Genomic DNA, 16,633 nt, shown 5'->3' with positions numbered 1-16,633 from the left:
TACTCATTTCATACCCAAAGCGCTTTGAATTTTAAAATAAGACGTTCGCCTACCAACCAGCAGCGCCGCCCTGATAGCCAACGCTACAGGCAACTTTTAAGAAATCATTCATGCCGACCATCCAGAACAATCTCGCCCATCTGCCCGCCGACTGGTGGCGCAGCGCCGTCATCTACCAGGTGTATCCACGCAGCTTCCTCGACAGCAATGGCGACGGCATCGGCGACTTGCCCGGCATTACCTCCAAGCTCGATTACATCGCCGCCCTGGGCGCCGACATCGTGTGGATCTCGCCCTTCTTCACGTCGCCGATGAAGGACTTCGGCTATGACGTGGCTGATTTCTGCGACGTCGACCCGATGTTTGGCACCCTGGCCGATTTCGACCGCCTCGTGGCCCGCGCCCATGAACTGGGCTTGAAAGTGATGATCGACCAGGTGCTGTCGCACTCGTCCGACATCCATCCGTGGTTCGTGGAAAGCCGCTCCAGCCGCGACAATCCCAAGGCCGACTGGTATGTGTGGGCCGACCAGAAGCCGGACGGCACGGCGCCGAACAACTGGCTGTCCGTGTTCGGCGGTTCGGCCTGGCAATGGGAGCCGCGCCGCGGCCAGTATTACCTGCACGATTTCCTCGTCAGCCAGCCCGACCTGAATTTCCACAATCCGGCCGTGCAGCAGGCCCAGCTGGACAACCTGCGTTTCTGGCTCGAGCGCGGCGTCGACGGCTTCCGCTTCGATTCCTGCAACTTCCCGTATCACGACCAGTTGCTGCGCGACAATCCGCCAGCCGCGCAGCGCGATGCGAGCAGTGTATCGGCCATCAATCCCTACGGCATGCAGGCGCACGTGTACGACAAGACGCAGCCGGAAAACATCGCCTACCTGCAGCGCGTGCGCGCCGTGCTCGACGAATACCAGGCCGTTTCCATCGGCGAAGTGGGCGACGACAATGCGCTGGCCACCATGGCGGCCTACACGGGCGCCGACAAGCTGCACATGGCCTACAGCTTCAACTTGCTGACGGCGGAGTTTTCGGCCGCCCACATCCGCAAGCAGGTGGAAGAGTTCGAAGCGCAAGTGGCCGACGGCTGGGCTTCCTGGTCCGTGGGCAACCACGACAGCGTGCGCGTCATGACGCGCTGGGGCGGCGAGAATCCATCGCCGTCGCTGGCCAAGGTCGTGCTGGCCGTGCAGGCCGCCTTGAAAGGCACGCCGTGCCTGTACCAGGGCGACGAGCTGGCCCTGACGGAAGCGGACATTCCTTTCGAAGCGCTGCAAGACCCGTACGGCATTCCGTTCTGGCCCCAGTTCAAGGGCCGCGACGGCTGCCGCACGCCGATGCCATGGGTGGCCGGTGCGCCGCACGGCGGCTTCAGCACGGCAAAACCCTGGTTGCCCGTGCCGCCCGAACACCTGGCGCGCGCCGCTGACGTCGAAGCGCGCGATAGCGGCTCGCCGCTGCAGTTTGCGCAGAATATCCTCGCCTGGCGCCGCACCCTGCCGCAATTGCTGCGTGGCGACATCAGTTTCTTCGATGCGCCGGAACCCGTGCTGGCCCTGCGCCGCGACTTGCCCGGCCAACCGTCGGTCCTGGCCGCCTTCAACCTGGGCACGGAAGCCGTCACATTTTCCTGGCCAGACGCGGCGCCGGCGGCCGACCTGGCCGGTCACGGCTTGCCAGGTAATAAAGATGGCCAGCAGATCATCCTGCCCCCGCATGGCGGCTGGTTCGGCACCCTGGCGTAAATCGCAGGCTTTGGCGGCCATGCCGCCAATTACAATAACGAGCCCCGCGCATCAGCGGGGCCGAACAACAGAGTATCGGTGCTTGGCAAAATCGTAGCGAGCGGATGAGAGTTGTGGCTGAGAAGCGCAGCTGTGCGAACGCACAGTGAGCATCGCCAGCCGCAAATCTCGACGCGCAGCAGATTTGGCCAGGCACATTCAGTGAGAGTGAGGACGACATGGCAGGACTGAAATTAGCAGGGCTGAAGAAGGCATATGGCGACGTGCAAACCCTGCACGGCATCGACCTGGAGATCGCGGACGGCGAATTCATGGTCTTCGTGGGCCCGTCGGGTTGCGGCAAATCCACCTTGTTGCGCAGCATATGCGGCCTGGAAGAAATCAGCGGCGGCGACTTGTTCATCGGCAAGACCCGCATGAACGACGTGCCGCCCGCCAAACGGGGCATCGCCATGGTGTTCCAGAGCTACGCCCTGTACCCGCACATGAGCGTGGCGCAGAACATGGCCTTCGGCCTGAAACTGGCCGGCATGAGCAAGGTGCAAATCGCCGACGCCGTGCAGCGCGCCGCGCAAATCCTGCGCATCGAACCATTGCTGGAACGCAAACCGAAGGACTTGTCGGGCGGCCAGCGCCAGCGCGTGGCCATCGGCCGCGCCATCGTGCGCAAGCCCGACGTCTTCCTGTTCGACGAACCGCTGTCGAACCTCGACGCATCGCTGCGCGTGCAGATGCGCATCGAACTGGCGAACTTGCACCGCGAATTGCGCTCGACCATGATTTACGTCACGCATGACCAGGTCGAAGCGATGACCCTGGCCGACCGCATCGTCGTGCTCAACGCGGGCCGCATCGAGCAGGTGGGCGCGCCACTCGAGCTGTACCACCACCCCGCCAACCTGTTCGTGGCCGGTTTCCTCGGTTCGCCCCGCATGAATTTCCTCAAGGGCAAGATCCACAGCTACGTCGACGGCGTGGCCACTATCGCCACCAACGCGGGCGGCATGCTGCAGGCCGTGTTGACGCAGCCATTGGCCAGCGGCACCCCCGTCACCGTCGGCGCGCGTCCCGAGCACGTGCAGGCATGCGCGCCCGGCGCCACTGCCGCCATCACGGCCACCGTGCAGGCCGTGGAAAAACTGGGCGACATCAGCTATCTGTACGTGTACGTAGCAGGCGGCGACGAGCCGCTGGTGGTGCGCGCCGATGCGGAGACGGACTGGGCCATTGGCCAATCCGTGGCGCTGCAGGTGGCGCCGGCCCGCGTCCACGTGTTCGACGAGCACGGCCAGACCCGTACCTGACACCCGGCTTTAAGGGGCCAGGCGCTACAGGCGCCGCCTGGCCTGGTTGTATCGTTTCAGCCTTGATACTCAACATAAACTTAGCATAAAAAAAGATACTGGAGATTGACATGTCCTTCACGCACCCGAAACGCAGCTTCATCAAAACCACCCTGATCGCCGCCGCCCTGGCCGGCATCGGCAACCTGGCCGCCGTCAGCATGGGGAACGCGGCCGAAGCAGGCACCCTGCTGATCTGGATCAATGGCGACAAAGGCTACAAGGGCCTGGCCAAGGTCGGCGAAGAATTCACCAAGAAGACGGGCATCAAGGTCGTCGTCGAGCATCCGGAAGATGCGCCGAACAAATTCCAGCAAGCGGCCGCCGCCGGCAAGGGCCCGGACATCTGGATCTGGCCGCATGACCGCATCGGCACCTGGATCGACGCCGGCTTGCTGCAACCATTGACGCCAAGCAAGGAAGCGCGCGCCGCCATCCTGCCGCTGGCCTGGAACGCCTTCACGGTGAGCGGCAAGACCTGGGGCTACCCGATCTCCATCGAAGCCGTCGCCCTCGTCTACAACAAGGACCTGGTGCCGACGCCGCCAAAAACCTTCGAGGAAATCGCCGCGCTGGACAAGAAATTGTCCGCCCAAGGCAAGAAAGCCATCCTGTGGGATTACACGAACACCTATTTCACGTGGCCATTGCTGGGTGCGGGCGGCGGCTTCCCGTTTGAAGTCAAGTCCGACGGCCGCTACGATGCAGCCAAGACGGGCGTGAACAATGCCGGCTCGCAAGCGGGCGTGAATGCGCTGATGACCCTGATCAACAGCGGCGCCATGCCGAAGGGCGCCGGCTACGCCGAGATGGAAGCGGGCTTCAACCAGGGCAAGATCGCCATGATGATCAACGGCCCATGGTCATGGGACAATGCGCGCAAGTCGAAGATCAACTTCGGCGTGGCAACGATCCCTACCGTGGCGGGCAAGACGGCCACCCCATTCGTGGGCGTGCTGGGCGCGATGATTTCCAAGGCCAGCCCGAACAAGGACCTGGCGACGGAATTCCTGGAAAACCAGATGCTGCAGATCAATGGCCTGAAAACCATCAACGCCGACGTCCCGCTGGGTACGCCAGCCAATAAAGTGCTGTTTGCGGAACTGAAAGCCAATCCGAACATCCAGGCGACGATGGAAAGCGCGCAAGCGGGCCGCCCAATGCCGAACAACCCGGAAATGGGCCGCTTCTGGTCGTCGATGCAATCGGCGCTGGAAAACATCACGCAAGGCCGCCAGACGACCAAGGATGGCCTCGATGCGGCGGCGAAGCGGATTACGACGGCGAATTAATCGGTATCGCGCTGCATCACGTGACTTCGCGTAGGTCGGCTTAGCGCTTGCGCGTAATCCGCCATGTGCAGCCAACAATGTTGTCGGATTACGGCCCTTCGGGCCTAATCCGACCTACACCACAACGCCTTCATCCAGTATCCATCTTCACAGGTATCCATCGTGCGCAAGTTTATCGGCCCTACGGTATTGACCATCAGCATGGCGCTGGGTCTGTATCTGCTCTTCATGTTGTACATTTCCGGCCAGACCATGCTGGCCGCCGTTTTCCTCGGCTTGCTGACCTTGACGACGTTTGTCTTCACGTCGCCGCGCGCCTATGCTTACCGCTATCTGTTTCCCGGCATCACGGCGGTCATCGTCTTCGTGCTGCTGCCGATGGTGTACACGGTGTCGATCGGCTTTACCAATTTCAGTTCGCGCAACCTGCTCACCTATGAACGGGCCACGCAATATTTGCTGGATGAAACGCAGCGCGTGGAAAGCGCCGGCTATGCCATGACCGTGCATGCCGATAATAAAGAATACCGCTTGCGCCTGGAAAGCCCGGACACGGGCGAAGTGCTCTTGACGCAGCCGCTGGCCCTCAAGCGCGCCGTGCCCCTGAACGTGGAAGTGGCGCCGCTCGATCCCGTGCAGGCGCCCGTGCTGGCCGCGCCGCTGCCCATCAAGGACATCATCGCCCTGCAAAAAGACTTGAAACTGCTCACCCTCGTGCTGCCGAACAAGATCGAGCTGCGCATGGTGGGCTTGCGCGAATTCGGCCCCGTCGCGCACGTCTACAAGCAACTGCCCGACAAGACCTTGAAGAAAGTCGCCACGGGCGAACTCGTGAAACCGAACTTCAAGACGGGCTTTTATGAAATGCCGGACGGCACGAAACTGGAACCGGGCTTCAAGGTCAACGTGGGCTTCGCCAACTTCGTCAAGATCTTCTCGGACGAAGCGTTCCGCGGCCCCTTCCTGCGCATTTTCGTGTGGACCATCGTTTTCGCGCTGATCAGCGTGGCCACCACGACGGGCCTGGGCATGGTGCTGGCCGTGCTCCTGAACTGGGATGCGCTGCGCTTCCGCGGCCTGTACCGCACCCTGCTGTTCCTGCCGTACGCCGTGCCCGGTTTCATTTCCATCCTCGTCTTCAAGGGCTTGTTCAACAATAACTTTGGCGAAATCAACCTCGTGCTCGACGCCCTGTTCGGCATCAAGCCCGCCTGGTTCTCGGACACCACCTTGGCCAAGGCCATGATCTTGATCGTCAACACCTGGCTCGGCTACCCCTACATGATGGTCGTGTGCATGGGCCTGATCAAGGCGATCCCGTCGGACCTGTACGAAGCCTCGGCCCTGGCCGGCGCGGGACCGCTGACGAATTTCTTCAAGATCACCCTGCCCCTGATCATCAAGCCGCTCACGCCGCTGATGGTGGCCAGCCTCGGCTTCAACTTCAACAATTTTGTGCTGATCAGTTTGCTGACGGGCGGGCGTCCCGATTTCCTCGACACCACCTTGCCGGCCGGCACGACGGACTTGCTCGTGTCCTACACCTACCGCATCGCGTTCGAGGATTCCGGCCAGAACTTTGGCCTGGCCGCCGCCATCTCGACCCTGATCTTCTTCCTCGTGGCCGCGATTTCGCTGGTCAACATGCGCCTGACGCGCATGAACAAAGCATAAAGGACAGCCATGGCTATCGTTGTCGACCGTTCCAACCGCTGGCGCATCCTGGCGGCCCACGTCGCCGTGATCGCGCTGATCGCGCTGGTGATGTTTCCCTTCCTGATGATCTTGTCGATCTCCCTGCGGCCCGGCAATTTCGCCTCGGGCAGCCTGATACCGCCCGAGATCAGCTTCGAGCACTGGCGCTTGGCGCTGGGCATGTCTTACCAGGCGCCCAACGGCGCCCTCGTCGAACCGGACTTCCCCGTGCTGCTGTGGCTGTGGAATTCCATCAAGGTGGCCAGCATGAGCGCCACCGTGACCGTGCTGCTGTCGACTACCTGCGCGTATGCGTTCGCGCGCATGCAGTTCCGCTTCAAGTCGCAGACGCTGTCCGCGCTGATGCTGCTGCAAATGTTCCCCGCCGTGCTGGCCCTGGTGGCCATCTACGCCATCTTCGACGTGCTGGGCAGCTACGTGCCATGGCTGGGCATCGACCACCACGGCAGCCTGGTGCTGGCCTATACGGGCGGCATCGCCCTGCACATCTGGACCATCAAGGGCTACTACCAAACCATCCCCATCGAGATCGAGGAAGCGGCCAAGGTCGACGGCGCCACGCAGTGGCAGGCCTTCGTCTACGTGCTGCTGCCGATGACGGTGCCCATCCTGATGGTGGTGTTTTTGTTGTCGTTCATCGGCGCCATCATCGAATACCCGATCGCGTCCGTGCTGCTGCATGAACAGAACAACCTGACCCTGGCCGTCGGCTCCAAGCTGTTCCTGTACGAGCAAAAATACCTGTGGGGCGACTTCGCCGCGGCGGCCATCCTGTCCGGCCTGCCCATCACGGCCGTGTTCCTGCTGGCGCAAAAATGGATGATCTCCGGCCTGACGGCTGGCGGCGTGAAGGGCTGACCATGCGGCGCTCCCTGACTACGCTGGCCGCCCTGCTGTTGTGCGCTTCGGCGCAGGCAGGGAGTTTTGCCGAGAATCCGGTTGTCTACTTCGCCGTGACGGACCGCTTCGCCAACGGCAACCCCGGCAACGACCACAGTTATGGCCGCGCCGCCGATCCGCAAGGCGGCGACGTCGGCAGCTTCCACGGCGGCGACATCGCCGGCATCACGCAGCAGCTCAAAGCCGGCTATTTCAGGGAACTGGGCGTCAACGCCCTGTGGATCACGGCGCCGTATGAGCAGATACACGGCTGGGTGGTGGGCGGCAAGCAGCAATTCCAGCACTACGCCTACCACGGCTACTGGGCGCTCGACTACACCACCATGGACGCCAACATGGGCACGCGCGAGGAATTGCGCGAAATGATCAATACGGCCCACGCGCAAGGCATCCGCGTGCTGTTCGACGTGGTGCTGAACCACCCCGGCTACGCGGACCTGCGCACCCTGTCCGAATTCAAGGTGCCCGTGCTGTGGCCGGGACATGAAAAGGCCGTGCTGCGCGACTATCACAGCTTCATCGACTACAACAACTTCGCATTCGCGCAATGGTGGGGCCCGGACTGGGTGCGCGCGGGCTTGCCCGGCTATTCAGACGGCGGCAAGGACGATTTCACGATGCAGCTGGCCTACCTGCCCGACTTCCGCACGGAGAGCGGCAAGGCCGTGGGCTTGCCGCCCATCCTGCAACGTAAAAGCGACACGCGCGCCGTGGCACTGCCCGATGCGACTGTCCGCACTTACCTTGTCAGCTGGCTGGCCGACTGGGTGCGCGAATTCGGCGTCGACGGTTTCAGGGCCGACACCGTCAAGCACGTGGAGCCGGCCAGCTGGCTGGCCCTGCGCGCGGCGGCCACCGATGCACTGCAAGACTGGAAGACGCGCCACCCGCAGCAGAAAATCGACGACGCGCCATTCTGGATGACGGGCGAAGCGTGGGGCCATGGCCCCGAGCGCAGCAGCTGGCATGACGCGGGCTTCGACTCGATGATCAATTTCGATTTCCAGCATCGCGCGGGCGGCGACTGGAAAAGCATCGACGGCGTGTACCGCCAGTACGCGGGCTTGCTGAACAAGGGCTCGGCCCCCCGCTACGACATCCTGTCGTATATCTCCTCGCACGACACCAGTTTGTTCCCGCGCGACCGGCTGAAACATGGCTTGTCCGCCCTGCTGCTGGCGCCGGGCGGCGTGCAGCTGTTCTACGGCGATGAAAGCGCGCGCCAGCCCGGCGCGGCGCCCATCGGCGACGAACAGCAGGCGACCCGGTCAAGCATGAACTGGGCTACGCTCGATGCGGCCACCCTGGCCCATGCGCGCAAGCTGGGCCAGTTCCGGCTGCGCCACCCTGCCCTGGCGCGCGGCGAGCATCGTTTGATCGATGAAAAGCCGTATGCGTTCGCCCGCGTGATGGATGGCGACGCCATCATCGCCGTGCCCGAAGCGCAAGGCGCGCTCGCACTCAAAGTACATGGCGTGTTCGCCGATGGCACACAACTGCGCGACGCCTACACGAACCAAACCTATATCGTCAAAGATGACGCCGTCGCCGTGAACGCGGCCGGCACCGTCCTGTTAGAAAAGGCAGCACCATGAGCAGCTATGACATCCTAGTGGTCGGCGGCGCCGGCATCGACACCATCGTGCGCGTCCCCGACCTGCAACTGCCCGTCGCCGATTCGCTACACGTGCCGCCCATCCGCGACTACGTGGCGCACACGGGCAATGGCGTGGCGCTCGGTTGCCACGCGCTGGGCTTGCGCTGCAAGTTCATCGACTTCATCGGCGACGATGCGCAAGGCGCGGCCATCCTGCAGCGCTATAAAGACGCCAAGCTCGATTTCTCGCACATCGTCGAACCTTCGGGAACACGGCGCAGCGTCAACCTGGTCGACCCGCAAGGACGCCGGCTGTCGCTGTACGATGGCCGCCATCCGGAAGACGTGCGCATGCCGGCCGCCTTCTATCTGCCCTACCTGGGACCGGCGCGCCACGCGCATTTTTCCATCATGGGCTGGGTGGCCGAACTGTTTGACGATGCGCAGGTATGCGGCACGACGGTGTCGACCGACTTGCACGACTGGGATGGCGTCAACCCGCACCACAGGAAATTCGCACTGCGCGCCGACCTGGTCTTCCTCAGTACGGCAGCGCTGGGCGAGCGCCGGGACGACGTCATGCGCGCGATTATTTCGCAAGGCCGCGCGCAAGCCGTGATCGCCATGGCAGGCGCGCACGGCGCCTACCTGCTGGAACGGGACGGCGCATCCGTGCGCCACTATCCGACGGCAGGCTTGACGCTGCCCGTGGTGGACACGAATGGCGCGGGCGATTCGTTCGTGGCCGCCTTTTTGCACGCCTGGCTTGGCGATGCAGGCCTGGACACCGCCATGCGCCGCGGCGCCATCGGCGGCGCGTTTGCCTGCGCGCAGCATGGCACGCATGAACGCTTCATCGGACCGGCGGAGCTGCATGACTTATATCAAGACCGCACTAGCTTATGACTTAATATTCTATCAAGCGTAGCAACGAGCTAAGGTACGCATGGCACAATGGCTGCGGATTTGACCATCGCAGACCATTCGAACCGGAGACCACATGAGAATCGAAACCCTGGCCGTGCACGCCGGCTACACCCCTGACCCGACCACCAAGGCGGCCGCCGTCCCCATCTACCAGACGGTGGCCTACGCCTTCGACAATGCCCAGCATGGCGCCGACCTGTTTGACCTCAAGGTGGCAGGCAATATCTACACGCGCATCATGAACCCCACGCAGGACGTGCTGGAAAAGCGGGTCGCCGCGCTGGAAGGCGGCGTGGCCGCGCTGGCCGTGGCGTCGGGCATGGCGGCGATTACCTATGCGATCCAGACGATTGCCGAAGCGGGCGACAATTTCATCTCCGCCAGCCAGCTGTATGGCGGCACCTACAACCTGTTTGCCCACACCCTGCCGCAGATCGGCATCGAAGTGCGCTTCGCCGACGCGCGCCAGCCCGAGACCTTCGCCGCACTGATCGATGCGCGCACCAAGGCCATCTTCTGCGAATCGATCGGCAACCCGCTGGGCAATGTCACCGATGTGGCAAAACTGGCCGAGATCGCGCACGCGCACGGCATCCCGCTGATCGTCGATAACACGGTGCCGAGTCCCTATCTGTTCCGTCCCATCGAGCATGGCGCCGACATCGTCGTCCACTCGCTGACCAAATACCTGGGCGGCCACGGCACCACCGTGGGCGGCGCCATCGTCGACAGCGGCAAGTTCCCGTGGGCCGAGCACAAGGAGCGCTTCAAGCGCCTGAACGAACCGGACGTGTCGTATCACGGCGTCGTCTACACGGACGCGTTCGGCCCCGCCGCCTTCATCGGCCGCGCGCGCGTCGTCCCGCTACGCAACATGGGTGCGGCCATTTCGCCCCTCTCCGCCTTCCAGCTGATCCAGGGCATCGAGACCCTGGCCCTGCGCATGGACCGCATCTGCGACAACACGCTGGCCCTGGCCAAGCACCTGAAGCAGCATCCGAAAGTCGCGTGGGTCAATTACGCGGGCCTGGAAGACCACCCGGACCACGCGCTGGTGAAAAAATACATGGACGGCCGCGCCTCGGGCATCCTGTCCTTCGGCCTGAAACTGGCGGATGGCGAGGATCCGCGCGCGGCAGGCGCCCGCGTGCTCGACGCCCTGCAGCTGTTCACGCGCCTGGTCAATATCGGCGACGCCAAGTCGCTGGCCACCCACCCCGCTTCCACCACGCACCGCCAGCTCAATCCCGAGGAACTGGCCAAGGCGGGCGTGTCCGAAGACATGCTGCGCCTGTCCGTCGGCATCGAGCATATCGACGACTTGCGCGAAGACCTGGAACAGGCGTTGAACGCGGCCTGAGGCCCTATTTCAAACCGTCCACAGGGGTCTTCATGCCATAATTGGCGGCATGTCTTCCCCTCCCACTCTCCCTGAAGAGCCGGCGTCCGGCCTGTTTCGCGCCGAATATGCACGGCGTATGAATGCCGTGCTCGATCATATCGACCGCCACCTCGACACTCCGCTGGACCTGGCGCAGCTGGCCGACGTCGCGCATTTTTCCCGTTTCCACTTTCACCGCGTGTTCGCCGCCTGGATGGGTGAAACGCTGGGCGACTATGCGCGCCGCCGGCGGCTGGAAACGGCCGCCTTGCGCCTGGCCTGCCGCCCCGGCAAAACGATACTCGACGTCGCGCTGGCAACGGGCTTCGGGTCAGGCGAAGCGTTTGCGCGCGCCTTCAAGTTGAAATTCGGCTGCACGCCAACGGCCTGGCGTGCCGACGTTGCCGCAAAAAACGCTGCCATGCTTGCGGCCATGCGCCTGCGCCGGCAAGATAGCAATCCGGATCAGGCCATGCGCAATACCGATCAGGAAAGCCTGCTGAACTTCCAGCACCATGACGACTCCCATTCACATCATAGAGAGAGTCTTATGAAAGTTACCATCCTCGACCTGCCGCCTGCCACCGTGGCATGCCAGCGCCATATCGGCCCCTACGGCCCCGCAATCAGCACCTTCTGGCGCGACACCGTCGCACCATGGATGCAGTCGCACGGCCTGGACGACGCGATCTGCTACGGTATCGGCCATGATGATCCCGGCATCACGCCGCCGGACAAATGCCGCTACGATGCCTGCGTCGCGGTGCCAGATGGCTTCCAGTCAGGCGGCCGGGCCAGCATCACCACCCTGCCCGGCGGGCGCTATGCCGTGGCGCAGTTCAAGGGGCCGTCCAGCGCCATCGCCGAGACGTGGACGCGCATGACGCGTGAATGGCTGCCGGCCAGCGGCCTGCAGTGGGATGAGCGCCCTTGCTTCGAACGCTTTTCCGCCGCCACAGCGATAGACCCGGCCACCGGAGAATTCTCTTGCGATATCTGCATCCCCGTGCGACCGCTGTAACTTCGGCGCGCGGCGCTGGCCGCCCTCCTGTCAGCCTTTGACGCCATAGCGCGATGCCGGCGTGCCGCGCATCGCGCCCGCGAACAGGGCCAGGCGGGCCGCGTCAAAACGCTCCCACAGCTCCTGGTCTTCCACCGAAGGCAGGGTTACCAGCTCGCCCTGGTCCAGGCCCGCCAGCGCCGCATCGACGCAGTCTTCCGCGCGCATGATGGTGGCCTGGTCCAGCTGCGCCAGCGGCACGCCGCTCAATTCCCAGATTTCCGTCGCCGTCGACGCGGGCAGCACCAGCTGCACCGTGATGCCCGTGCCGGCCAGTTCCTGCTGCAAGCCCCGCGTGAAATTCATCACATAGCCCTTGGTGGCGCTGTAGATCGTGCTGACGGGCAGGATGTGGAAGGACAGCACGGAGCCGATGTTGATGATGGTGCCGCTGTTGCGCTGCTTGAACTGCGGCAGCACGGCGTACGTCAGTTGCGCCAGCGCCGCCACGTTGACCTGGTCCATCGCGGCGATGCCCTCGCGCGGCGCGTCCACCACGGCGCCCAGGGTCGAGACACCCGCGTTATTGACCAGCATGGTGATGGCCGGGTTGCCGGCCAGTTCTTCGGCTACGCGCCGCAGGTCGGCCGGTGCGGCCAGATCGGCGGCCATGGCGCGCACGGCCACGCCATATTTTGCCGCCAGCGCGGCGGCCAGGGTGCCCAGGCGCTCGACCCGGCGCGCCACGAGGATCAAATCGAAGCCGCGCGCGGCCAGGCGGTCGGCGTACACGGCGCCCAGGCCGGACGAGGCGCCGGTGATGAGGGCCGTGCCCTGGGTAGTGACTGCATTCATGGTCATTCCTTCTTCAGTATGGGGTGGGTTGAGGCCATCAAACATGATAGCCATCATGCTTTAACGCATTAAATATGACGATCATCATGTTTAATGCGTTGAAGCATGACGAACATCATGTATGATGTCAACTATTATTTTTACATCGCGACCAGGAGCCTGCCATGCGTTATCCCGCCGAAGAAACCGCCGAAAAGCACCAGCGCATCCTGACGCAGGCGGCGCGGCTGTTCCGTGAAAAAGGCTACGACGGCGTCAGCGTGGGACAGATCATGCAGGCGACGGGACTCACGCACGGCCCCTTCTACAACCACTTCGCCTCGAAGGAAGCGCTGATGGCCGAAAGCACCCTGCACGGCTCGGAACACTCGCGCGTGGCGCTCGATGCGGCGACCATCAGCCCGGAAACGATGCGCCAGTACGTGCGCGATTACGTGAGCGCGGCCCACCGCGATGCGCCGGGCGATGGCTGTCTGCTGGCCGCCCTGGCGGGCGACGCGCGCAAGCAGCCGGCCGTGCGCCCAGCGTTTACTTTTCACCTGAAAGCCATCATCGGCAAGCTGGCCACGCATTTCCCGTGGCAGAAAAAGAGCAACGCGCGCCAGGACGCCATCGTCATGCTGTCGGCCATGGTGGGCGCCGTGGCGCTGGCGCGCGCCATCGACGATGACGCGTTTTCGGACGAGATTCTGAAAGCCGTGAACACGGCTTTTACCGCGTAGGTCGGATTAGCGAAGCGTAATCCGACATCATTGTTGGCGTGCCATGTCGGATTACGCGCTCGCGCGCTAATCCGACCTACGCGCGAGCAACTGGGCGACTTGCGCGACCCTGTCTGCGACCGTGCCTGCTACATTGACATAGGCAATGCCGCGCCGCGCCAGTTCGGCCTGGTACCACGCATGCTGGCGCGCGCGGAAATCCTCGTCGCGGCGCGTGCCGTCCTGGATGAACGGGAAGTCGGGGGCGCACAGCAGCACCAGGTCGTAGCGGTGTTCGGCCAGCTGAGCCAGTTCCTGCTCGGCCTTGCCGAACATCTCGACGCAGTAGAAATACGTGGTCATGGGCGAGGTGTCGCAAAACAGCCAGCGCCGCGCGGCCAACAGCGCATGCGCTTCGCGGCGCAGCTGCTCGCGGCCGATCTTGAGCAAATCATCATACGCCAACACGCCATCCTGGCGTTCCCACAATTCGCGGCCATACTCGGCCACCCAGGCCGTCTCGAAATGCGCCGCCAGCGCGGCCGTCAAGGTCGTCTTGCCGCTCGATTCGCCGCCGAGCACGCACACGCGCGTGACAAAGCTGGCGTAAACGACAGGTGACAAGAAGGCGCTGTGCGCATGCGGATCTTGCCTTACCCGCGTGCCCGACACGGGCACCGCCGCTCTCGCCTGATCCACGCTCACGTGGGCCACCGGCCCGCTGGCATAATGCCGTTCCAGTACCTGTGCAAAACCGGGGCCATAGTCTTCGCTGGTAAACACGGCATCGACGGGCAGTTCCAGCACCGTCCAGCACAGCCAGCCCATGAAGTGGCGATGCGCGTCGCCATCGTCGTCGTTGTGCGGCAAGGTCCGCGCAGGCACGCCGCGCGCCGCACAGAGGGCGGCCAGGCGCGCATCGTCCAGCACGACGATGCGCGCTTGCGGGAACTGCGCGCGCAGCCAACCGTCCCTGCGCGCCGGCGCGCAGCCGGGAAATTCGGGCTTGGTGTAGCTGACCACCAGCAGTTCTTCGCTGGCGACACCTGCACGCTCAATCAACAGTTCATGGCCCTGGTGCAGCGGGCAGAATTTGCCGACCACGAGGCCGCGCTTGTAAAGGTTCATGCTGCCGCTTCCTGCAAATCCGAGGTGTATTGAATGATCTTGTCTTCCGCCAGCAAAGTCTCGACCGCGATGTCGCCGAAAAATGGCGCGAGCAAGGCGCGCGCCCGGTCAGCCTGCGGCATGGCGCCCGGCGCCAGGCGCAGCGCGATGGCGCCGTCGCCGTGCTGGTGCACGCCGAACAGGGCGATGGCCAGCGGTTTCAAGGCGTGCGTGATGTCGATATTGTTGATCCATTCGCCGTTGACCGTGCGATAGCGCAAAGGGCTGCGTCCCGCCAGCCCCACCAGCACGGGACCGTGCGGGCCATGCGCCAGCGAAGCGTAATCGCCGGTGCGGTAACGCACGAGCGGCAGGCAGAAATTGAAGCCGCCCGTCACCGTGATTTCGCCGCGCGCGCCCTCGGGCACGGGCTGGCCCGCAGCATCGAGGATTTCCACGTACAGCCGGTGCTGCAGCAGCACGTGGCCGCCCGCCTGTTCATCGTAGACGGCGACGGGTCCCACTTCATTGAGCGAATAGATATCGAGCACGGGGCAGCCGAAACGCTGTTCCAGGCGCGCGCGCATGCCGGGCAAGAGCATCATCGACACGGACATCAATGCGGCCGGCTTGTGCGTCATGGGCAAGGTCAGCAACTCGGCAAACGAAATGGGGTCGCCCGCGATCAGCTCGGGCGCCATGGCATCGAGGTAGCGCGCGCGGTCTTCCGGGTCGCGCCAGTCGTCCACGTGCAGGTTGATCTTCGCCAGGCCCGATTCGTTCATCGTGGGCGTGACGGAAACATAGGTGAAGCAGCGGCGCTGGTGCCCCAGCAGCATCACGCCCACCTGTCCCGCGCCATGGCGCAGGGTCACGCCGAAGCGGCGCAGCGCGCGCTTGTGGAAAGCCAGGTAGCGCCCCGCCACCAGCGGGTGCGAAGCGATCAGCAGCGGGTGGCCCGTGGTGCCTGTCGTCTGGAAATTGATCATGCGCGCCAGGTCCGCATCGTCGGGCACGAAGGCGGCGATGTCGTGGGCCAGCTCGGCGCGGCTGACGGGTGCCACGTCCGCAAGGCGCGCGGGCGGCGAGCCGCAGGCGCGGTAATGCGGCACCGTGGCGTAGGCCGTCTTGAGAAAATCCGCCAGCCAGGACGGCGGCGCATCGGCATTCCAAGCGGCTACCGCGTCCATGACTTCCTGCTCGTAGGCGCGCAACGCTTCCACTTCCCCGGCCAGCAGCTTGTTGCCGCTGCGGTTGCGGTAGACGGGGGCGCAAGGATGGCTGCGCAAGTGCGCCAGCATGCGCGCGCCCGCCGGCGTCAGGGTGGGACAGTAGTCGCGATCCGATGCCCAGGCGCCGCCAGGCAGGTTGACGTCAGGTTTGCCAGCGAGCGTCATTCGCGCGACCACTTGTCGGCCGATTCCTCGGCCGCCTTTTTCGCCAGCGCTTCGCGGATTTCGCGCGCGCGCTGCTCGGCCAGCCGGCTCGCGTCGAGCAGGCGGCGGCGCTCCGTGCCGCTGATGGCGGACAATCGGTCCGTGGCCTGCGCCACGCTTTCGTCACGCGGTCGAAAGCCGAGGCGCGCCAGCACGATGCGCGCCAGTTCCTCGCGCCGCTCGGGGTCTTGCGTAAACTGGTGGGCCGGCGTGGCAGCGGCCAGTTCGCGCGCCGCCTCGCCCAGCACCTGCAGCAAGGCTGGCTGCGGCAACTGCTGCGCGGTGAACCAGTCGTCGGCAAGCAGCCAGCACACGATCATGGCCAGCGCCAGCCGGTTGCGGTCCGCCTTCACCTGCGCGCCGACAAAACCCTGCAGCGACGCGGCCGGCGCGCGCGCGCCATGCAGCAGCAAAATGTCGTTGACCAGCGCGGCCACGGCCACGGCCTGCGCATTGGCGACCCCGGCGATGCGGGGCTCGGCGAGGAATTCGACGGGCGTGTCGGCCAGGCGGTGGGTCAGGATTTCGAGCAGTGGGCCAGGAGTATTCATCGTTTTACTTTGAAATTCCAACCCCAAAATACAAGTGCCGGGGTCGGACCCTGAGGGTCCGACCCCAGGTTTAGACTTT

General features: G+C 64.1%; 14 protein-coding genes. 10 read left to right on the top strand and 4 right to left on the bottom strand.

All coding sequences use genetic code 11. The annotated features are described in order from the left end of the window. Positions 1-110: 110 nt before the first annotated feature. The 9 genes from CLU90_RS01175 (at position 111) to CLU90_RS01135 (ending at position 11,925) form a co-directional block, all read left to right on the top strand. The gene (locus CLU90_RS01175; protein WP_100426966.1) at positions 111-1,748 is read left to right on the top strand and encodes an alpha-amylase family glycosyl hydrolase; all 1,638 of its coding nucleotides are present in this window, start codon (positions 111-113) and stop codon (positions 1,746-1,748) included. 218 nt (positions 1,749-1,966) lie between these two features. Next, the gene (locus tag CLU90_RS01170; protein WP_100426965.1) at positions 1,967-3,052 is read left to right on the top strand and encodes an ABC transporter ATP-binding protein; all 1,086 of its coding nucleotides are present in this window, start codon (positions 1,967-1,969) and stop codon (positions 3,050-3,052) included. A 110-nt stretch (positions 3,053-3,162) separates the two neighbouring features. Beyond that, a complete protein-coding gene (gene malE, locus CLU90_RS01165) occupies positions 3,163-4,383 on the top strand; it encodes a maltose/maltodextrin ABC transporter substrate-binding protein MalE (protein ID WP_175539261.1) in 1,221 nt (406 codons plus the stop codon). Between the two features lie 162 nt (positions 4,384-4,545). Continuing rightward, entirely contained in the window at positions 4,546-6,057 is a 1,512-nt protein-coding gene (gene malF, locus CLU90_RS01160; RefSeq protein WP_092712686.1) for a maltose ABC transporter permease MalF, read from the top strand. A gap of 9 nt (positions 6,058-6,066) precedes the next feature. Next, positions 6,067-6,957: a maltose ABC transporter permease MalG gene (malG, locus tag CLU90_RS01155; RefSeq protein WP_034757081.1), complete on the top strand. Its 891-nt coding sequence runs from the start codon at positions 6,067-6,069 to the stop codon at positions 6,955-6,957. Positions 6,958-6,959: 2 nt separating this feature from the next. After that, positions 6,960-8,594 (top strand): alpha-amylase family glycosyl hydrolase, encoded by a 1,635-nt coding sequence (locus CLU90_RS01150; protein ID WP_092712684.1) that lies wholly within the window; start codon positions 6,960-6,962, stop codon positions 8,592-8,594. Continuing rightward, complete coding sequence (locus tag CLU90_RS01145) at positions 8,591-9,502, top strand: carbohydrate kinase family protein (protein ID WP_092712682.1); 912 nt, start codon at positions 8,591-8,593, stop codon at positions 9,500-9,502. The genes CLU90_RS01150 and CLU90_RS01145 overlap by 4 nt, the downstream gene beginning before the upstream one ends. A 94-nt stretch (positions 9,503-9,596) precedes the next feature. After that, positions 9,597-10,883, top strand: a complete 1,287-nt coding sequence (locus tag CLU90_RS01140; RefSeq protein WP_100426964.1) for an O-acetylhomoserine aminocarboxypropyltransferase/cysteine synthase family protein — start codon at positions 9,597-9,599, stop codon at positions 10,881-10,883. Between the two features lie 49 nt (positions 10,884-10,932). Beyond that, complete coding sequence (locus CLU90_RS01135) at positions 10,933-11,925, top strand: AraC family transcriptional regulator (protein WP_198511119.1); 993 nt, start codon at positions 10,933-10,935, stop codon at positions 11,923-11,925. Between the two features lie 30 nt (positions 11,926-11,955). On the opposite strand, the gene CLU90_RS01130 is transcribed toward CLU90_RS01135, so the two are convergent. Continuing rightward, on the bottom strand, positions 11,956-12,759 hold the full coding sequence (locus CLU90_RS01130; RefSeq protein WP_092712676.1) for an SDR family NAD(P)-dependent oxidoreductase: 804 nt from the start codon (positions 12,757-12,759) through the stop codon (positions 11,956-11,958). Between the two features lie 164 nt (positions 12,760-12,923). Here CLU90_RS01130 and CLU90_RS01125 point away from each other — a divergent pair, with 164 nt between their 5' ends. Further along, on the top strand, positions 12,924-13,481 hold the full coding sequence (locus CLU90_RS01125) for a TetR/AcrR family transcriptional regulator (RefSeq protein WP_092712674.1): 558 nt from the start codon (positions 12,924-12,926) through the stop codon (positions 13,479-13,481). A 66-nt stretch (positions 13,482-13,547) separates the two neighbouring features. On the opposite strand, the gene CLU90_RS01120 is transcribed toward CLU90_RS01125, so the two are convergent. From CLU90_RS01120 to CLU90_RS01110, 3 genes are read right to left on the bottom strand one after another with little or no spacing between them, the layout of a single operon-like run. Continuing rightward, a complete protein-coding gene (locus tag CLU90_RS01120; RefSeq protein WP_100426962.1) occupies positions 13,548-14,588 on the bottom strand; it encodes an AAA family ATPase in 1,041 nt (346 codons plus the stop codon). Next, complete coding sequence (locus CLU90_RS01115; protein ID WP_092712669.1) at positions 14,585-15,964, bottom strand: AMP-binding protein; 1,380 nt, start codon at positions 15,962-15,964, stop codon at positions 14,585-14,587. Before CLU90_RS01115 ends, CLU90_RS01120 begins: the two co-directional genes overlap by 4 nt. Continuing rightward, complete coding sequence (locus CLU90_RS01110) at positions 15,961-16,554, bottom strand: hypothetical protein (protein WP_092712667.1); 594 nt, start codon at positions 16,552-16,554, stop codon at positions 15,961-15,963. The genes CLU90_RS01115 and CLU90_RS01110 overlap by 4 nt, the downstream gene beginning before the upstream one ends. Positions 16,555-16,633 lie beyond the last annotated feature (79 nt).

It is taken from the genome of Janthinobacterium sp. 67 (assembly GCF_002797895.1).
In the GTDB taxonomy this organism is placed as follows: Bacteria; Pseudomonadota; Gammaproteobacteria; order Burkholderiales; family Burkholderiaceae_D; genus Janthinobacterium.
Note: the sequence above shows the minus strand (reverse complement) of the source record. Positions and strands in the feature narration are given on the sequence as shown.

What these genes read in the sequence shown, in the direction of transcription:
- CLU90_RS01110 (WP_092712667.1), bottom strand. Translation starts at nt 16,554, where the DNA reads ATGAATACTCCTGGCCCACTGCTCGAAATCCTGACCCACCGCCTGGCC.
- CLU90_RS01135 (WP_198511119.1), top strand. Translation starts at nt 10,933, where the DNA reads ATGTCTTCCCCTCCCACTCTCCCTGAAGAGCCGGCGTCCGGCCTGTTT.
- CLU90_RS01145 (WP_092712682.1), top strand. Translation starts at nt 8,591, where the DNA reads ATGAGCAGCTATGACATCCTAGTGGTCGGCGGCGCCGGCATCGACACC.
- malG (WP_034757081.1), top strand. Translation starts at nt 6,067, where the DNA reads ATGGCTATCGTTGTCGACCGTTCCAACCGCTGGCGCATCCTGGCGGCC.
- CLU90_RS01125 (WP_092712674.1), top strand. Translation starts at nt 12,924, where the DNA reads ATGCGTTATCCCGCCGAAGAAACCGCCGAAAAGCACCAGCGCATCCTG.
- CLU90_RS01120 (WP_100426962.1), bottom strand. Translation starts at nt 14,588, where the DNA reads ATGAACCTTTACAAGCGCGGCCTCGTGGTCGGCAAATTCTGCCCGCTG.
- CLU90_RS01115 (WP_092712669.1), bottom strand. Translation starts at nt 15,964, where the DNA reads ATGACGCTCGCTGGCAAACCTGACGTCAACCTGCCTGGCGGCGCCTGG.
- CLU90_RS01170 (WP_100426965.1), top strand. Translation starts at nt 1,967, where the DNA reads ATGGCAGGACTGAAATTAGCAGGGCTGAAGAAGGCATATGGCGACGTG.
- CLU90_RS01130 (WP_092712676.1), bottom strand. Translation starts at nt 12,759, where the DNA reads ATGAATGCAGTCACTACCCAGGGCACGGCCCTCATCACCGGCGCCTCG.
- malE (WP_175539261.1), top strand. Translation starts at nt 3,163, where the DNA reads ATGTCCTTCACGCACCCGAAACGCAGCTTCATCAAAACCACCCTGATC.
- CLU90_RS01175 (WP_100426966.1), top strand. Translation starts at nt 111, where the DNA reads ATGCCGACCATCCAGAACAATCTCGCCCATCTGCCCGCCGACTGGTGG.
- CLU90_RS01140 (WP_100426964.1), top strand. Translation starts at nt 9,597, where the DNA reads ATGAGAATCGAAACCCTGGCCGTGCACGCCGGCTACACCCCTGACCCG.
- CLU90_RS01150 (WP_092712684.1), top strand. Translation starts at nt 6,960, where the DNA reads ATGCGGCGCTCCCTGACTACGCTGGCCGCCCTGCTGTTGTGCGCTTCG.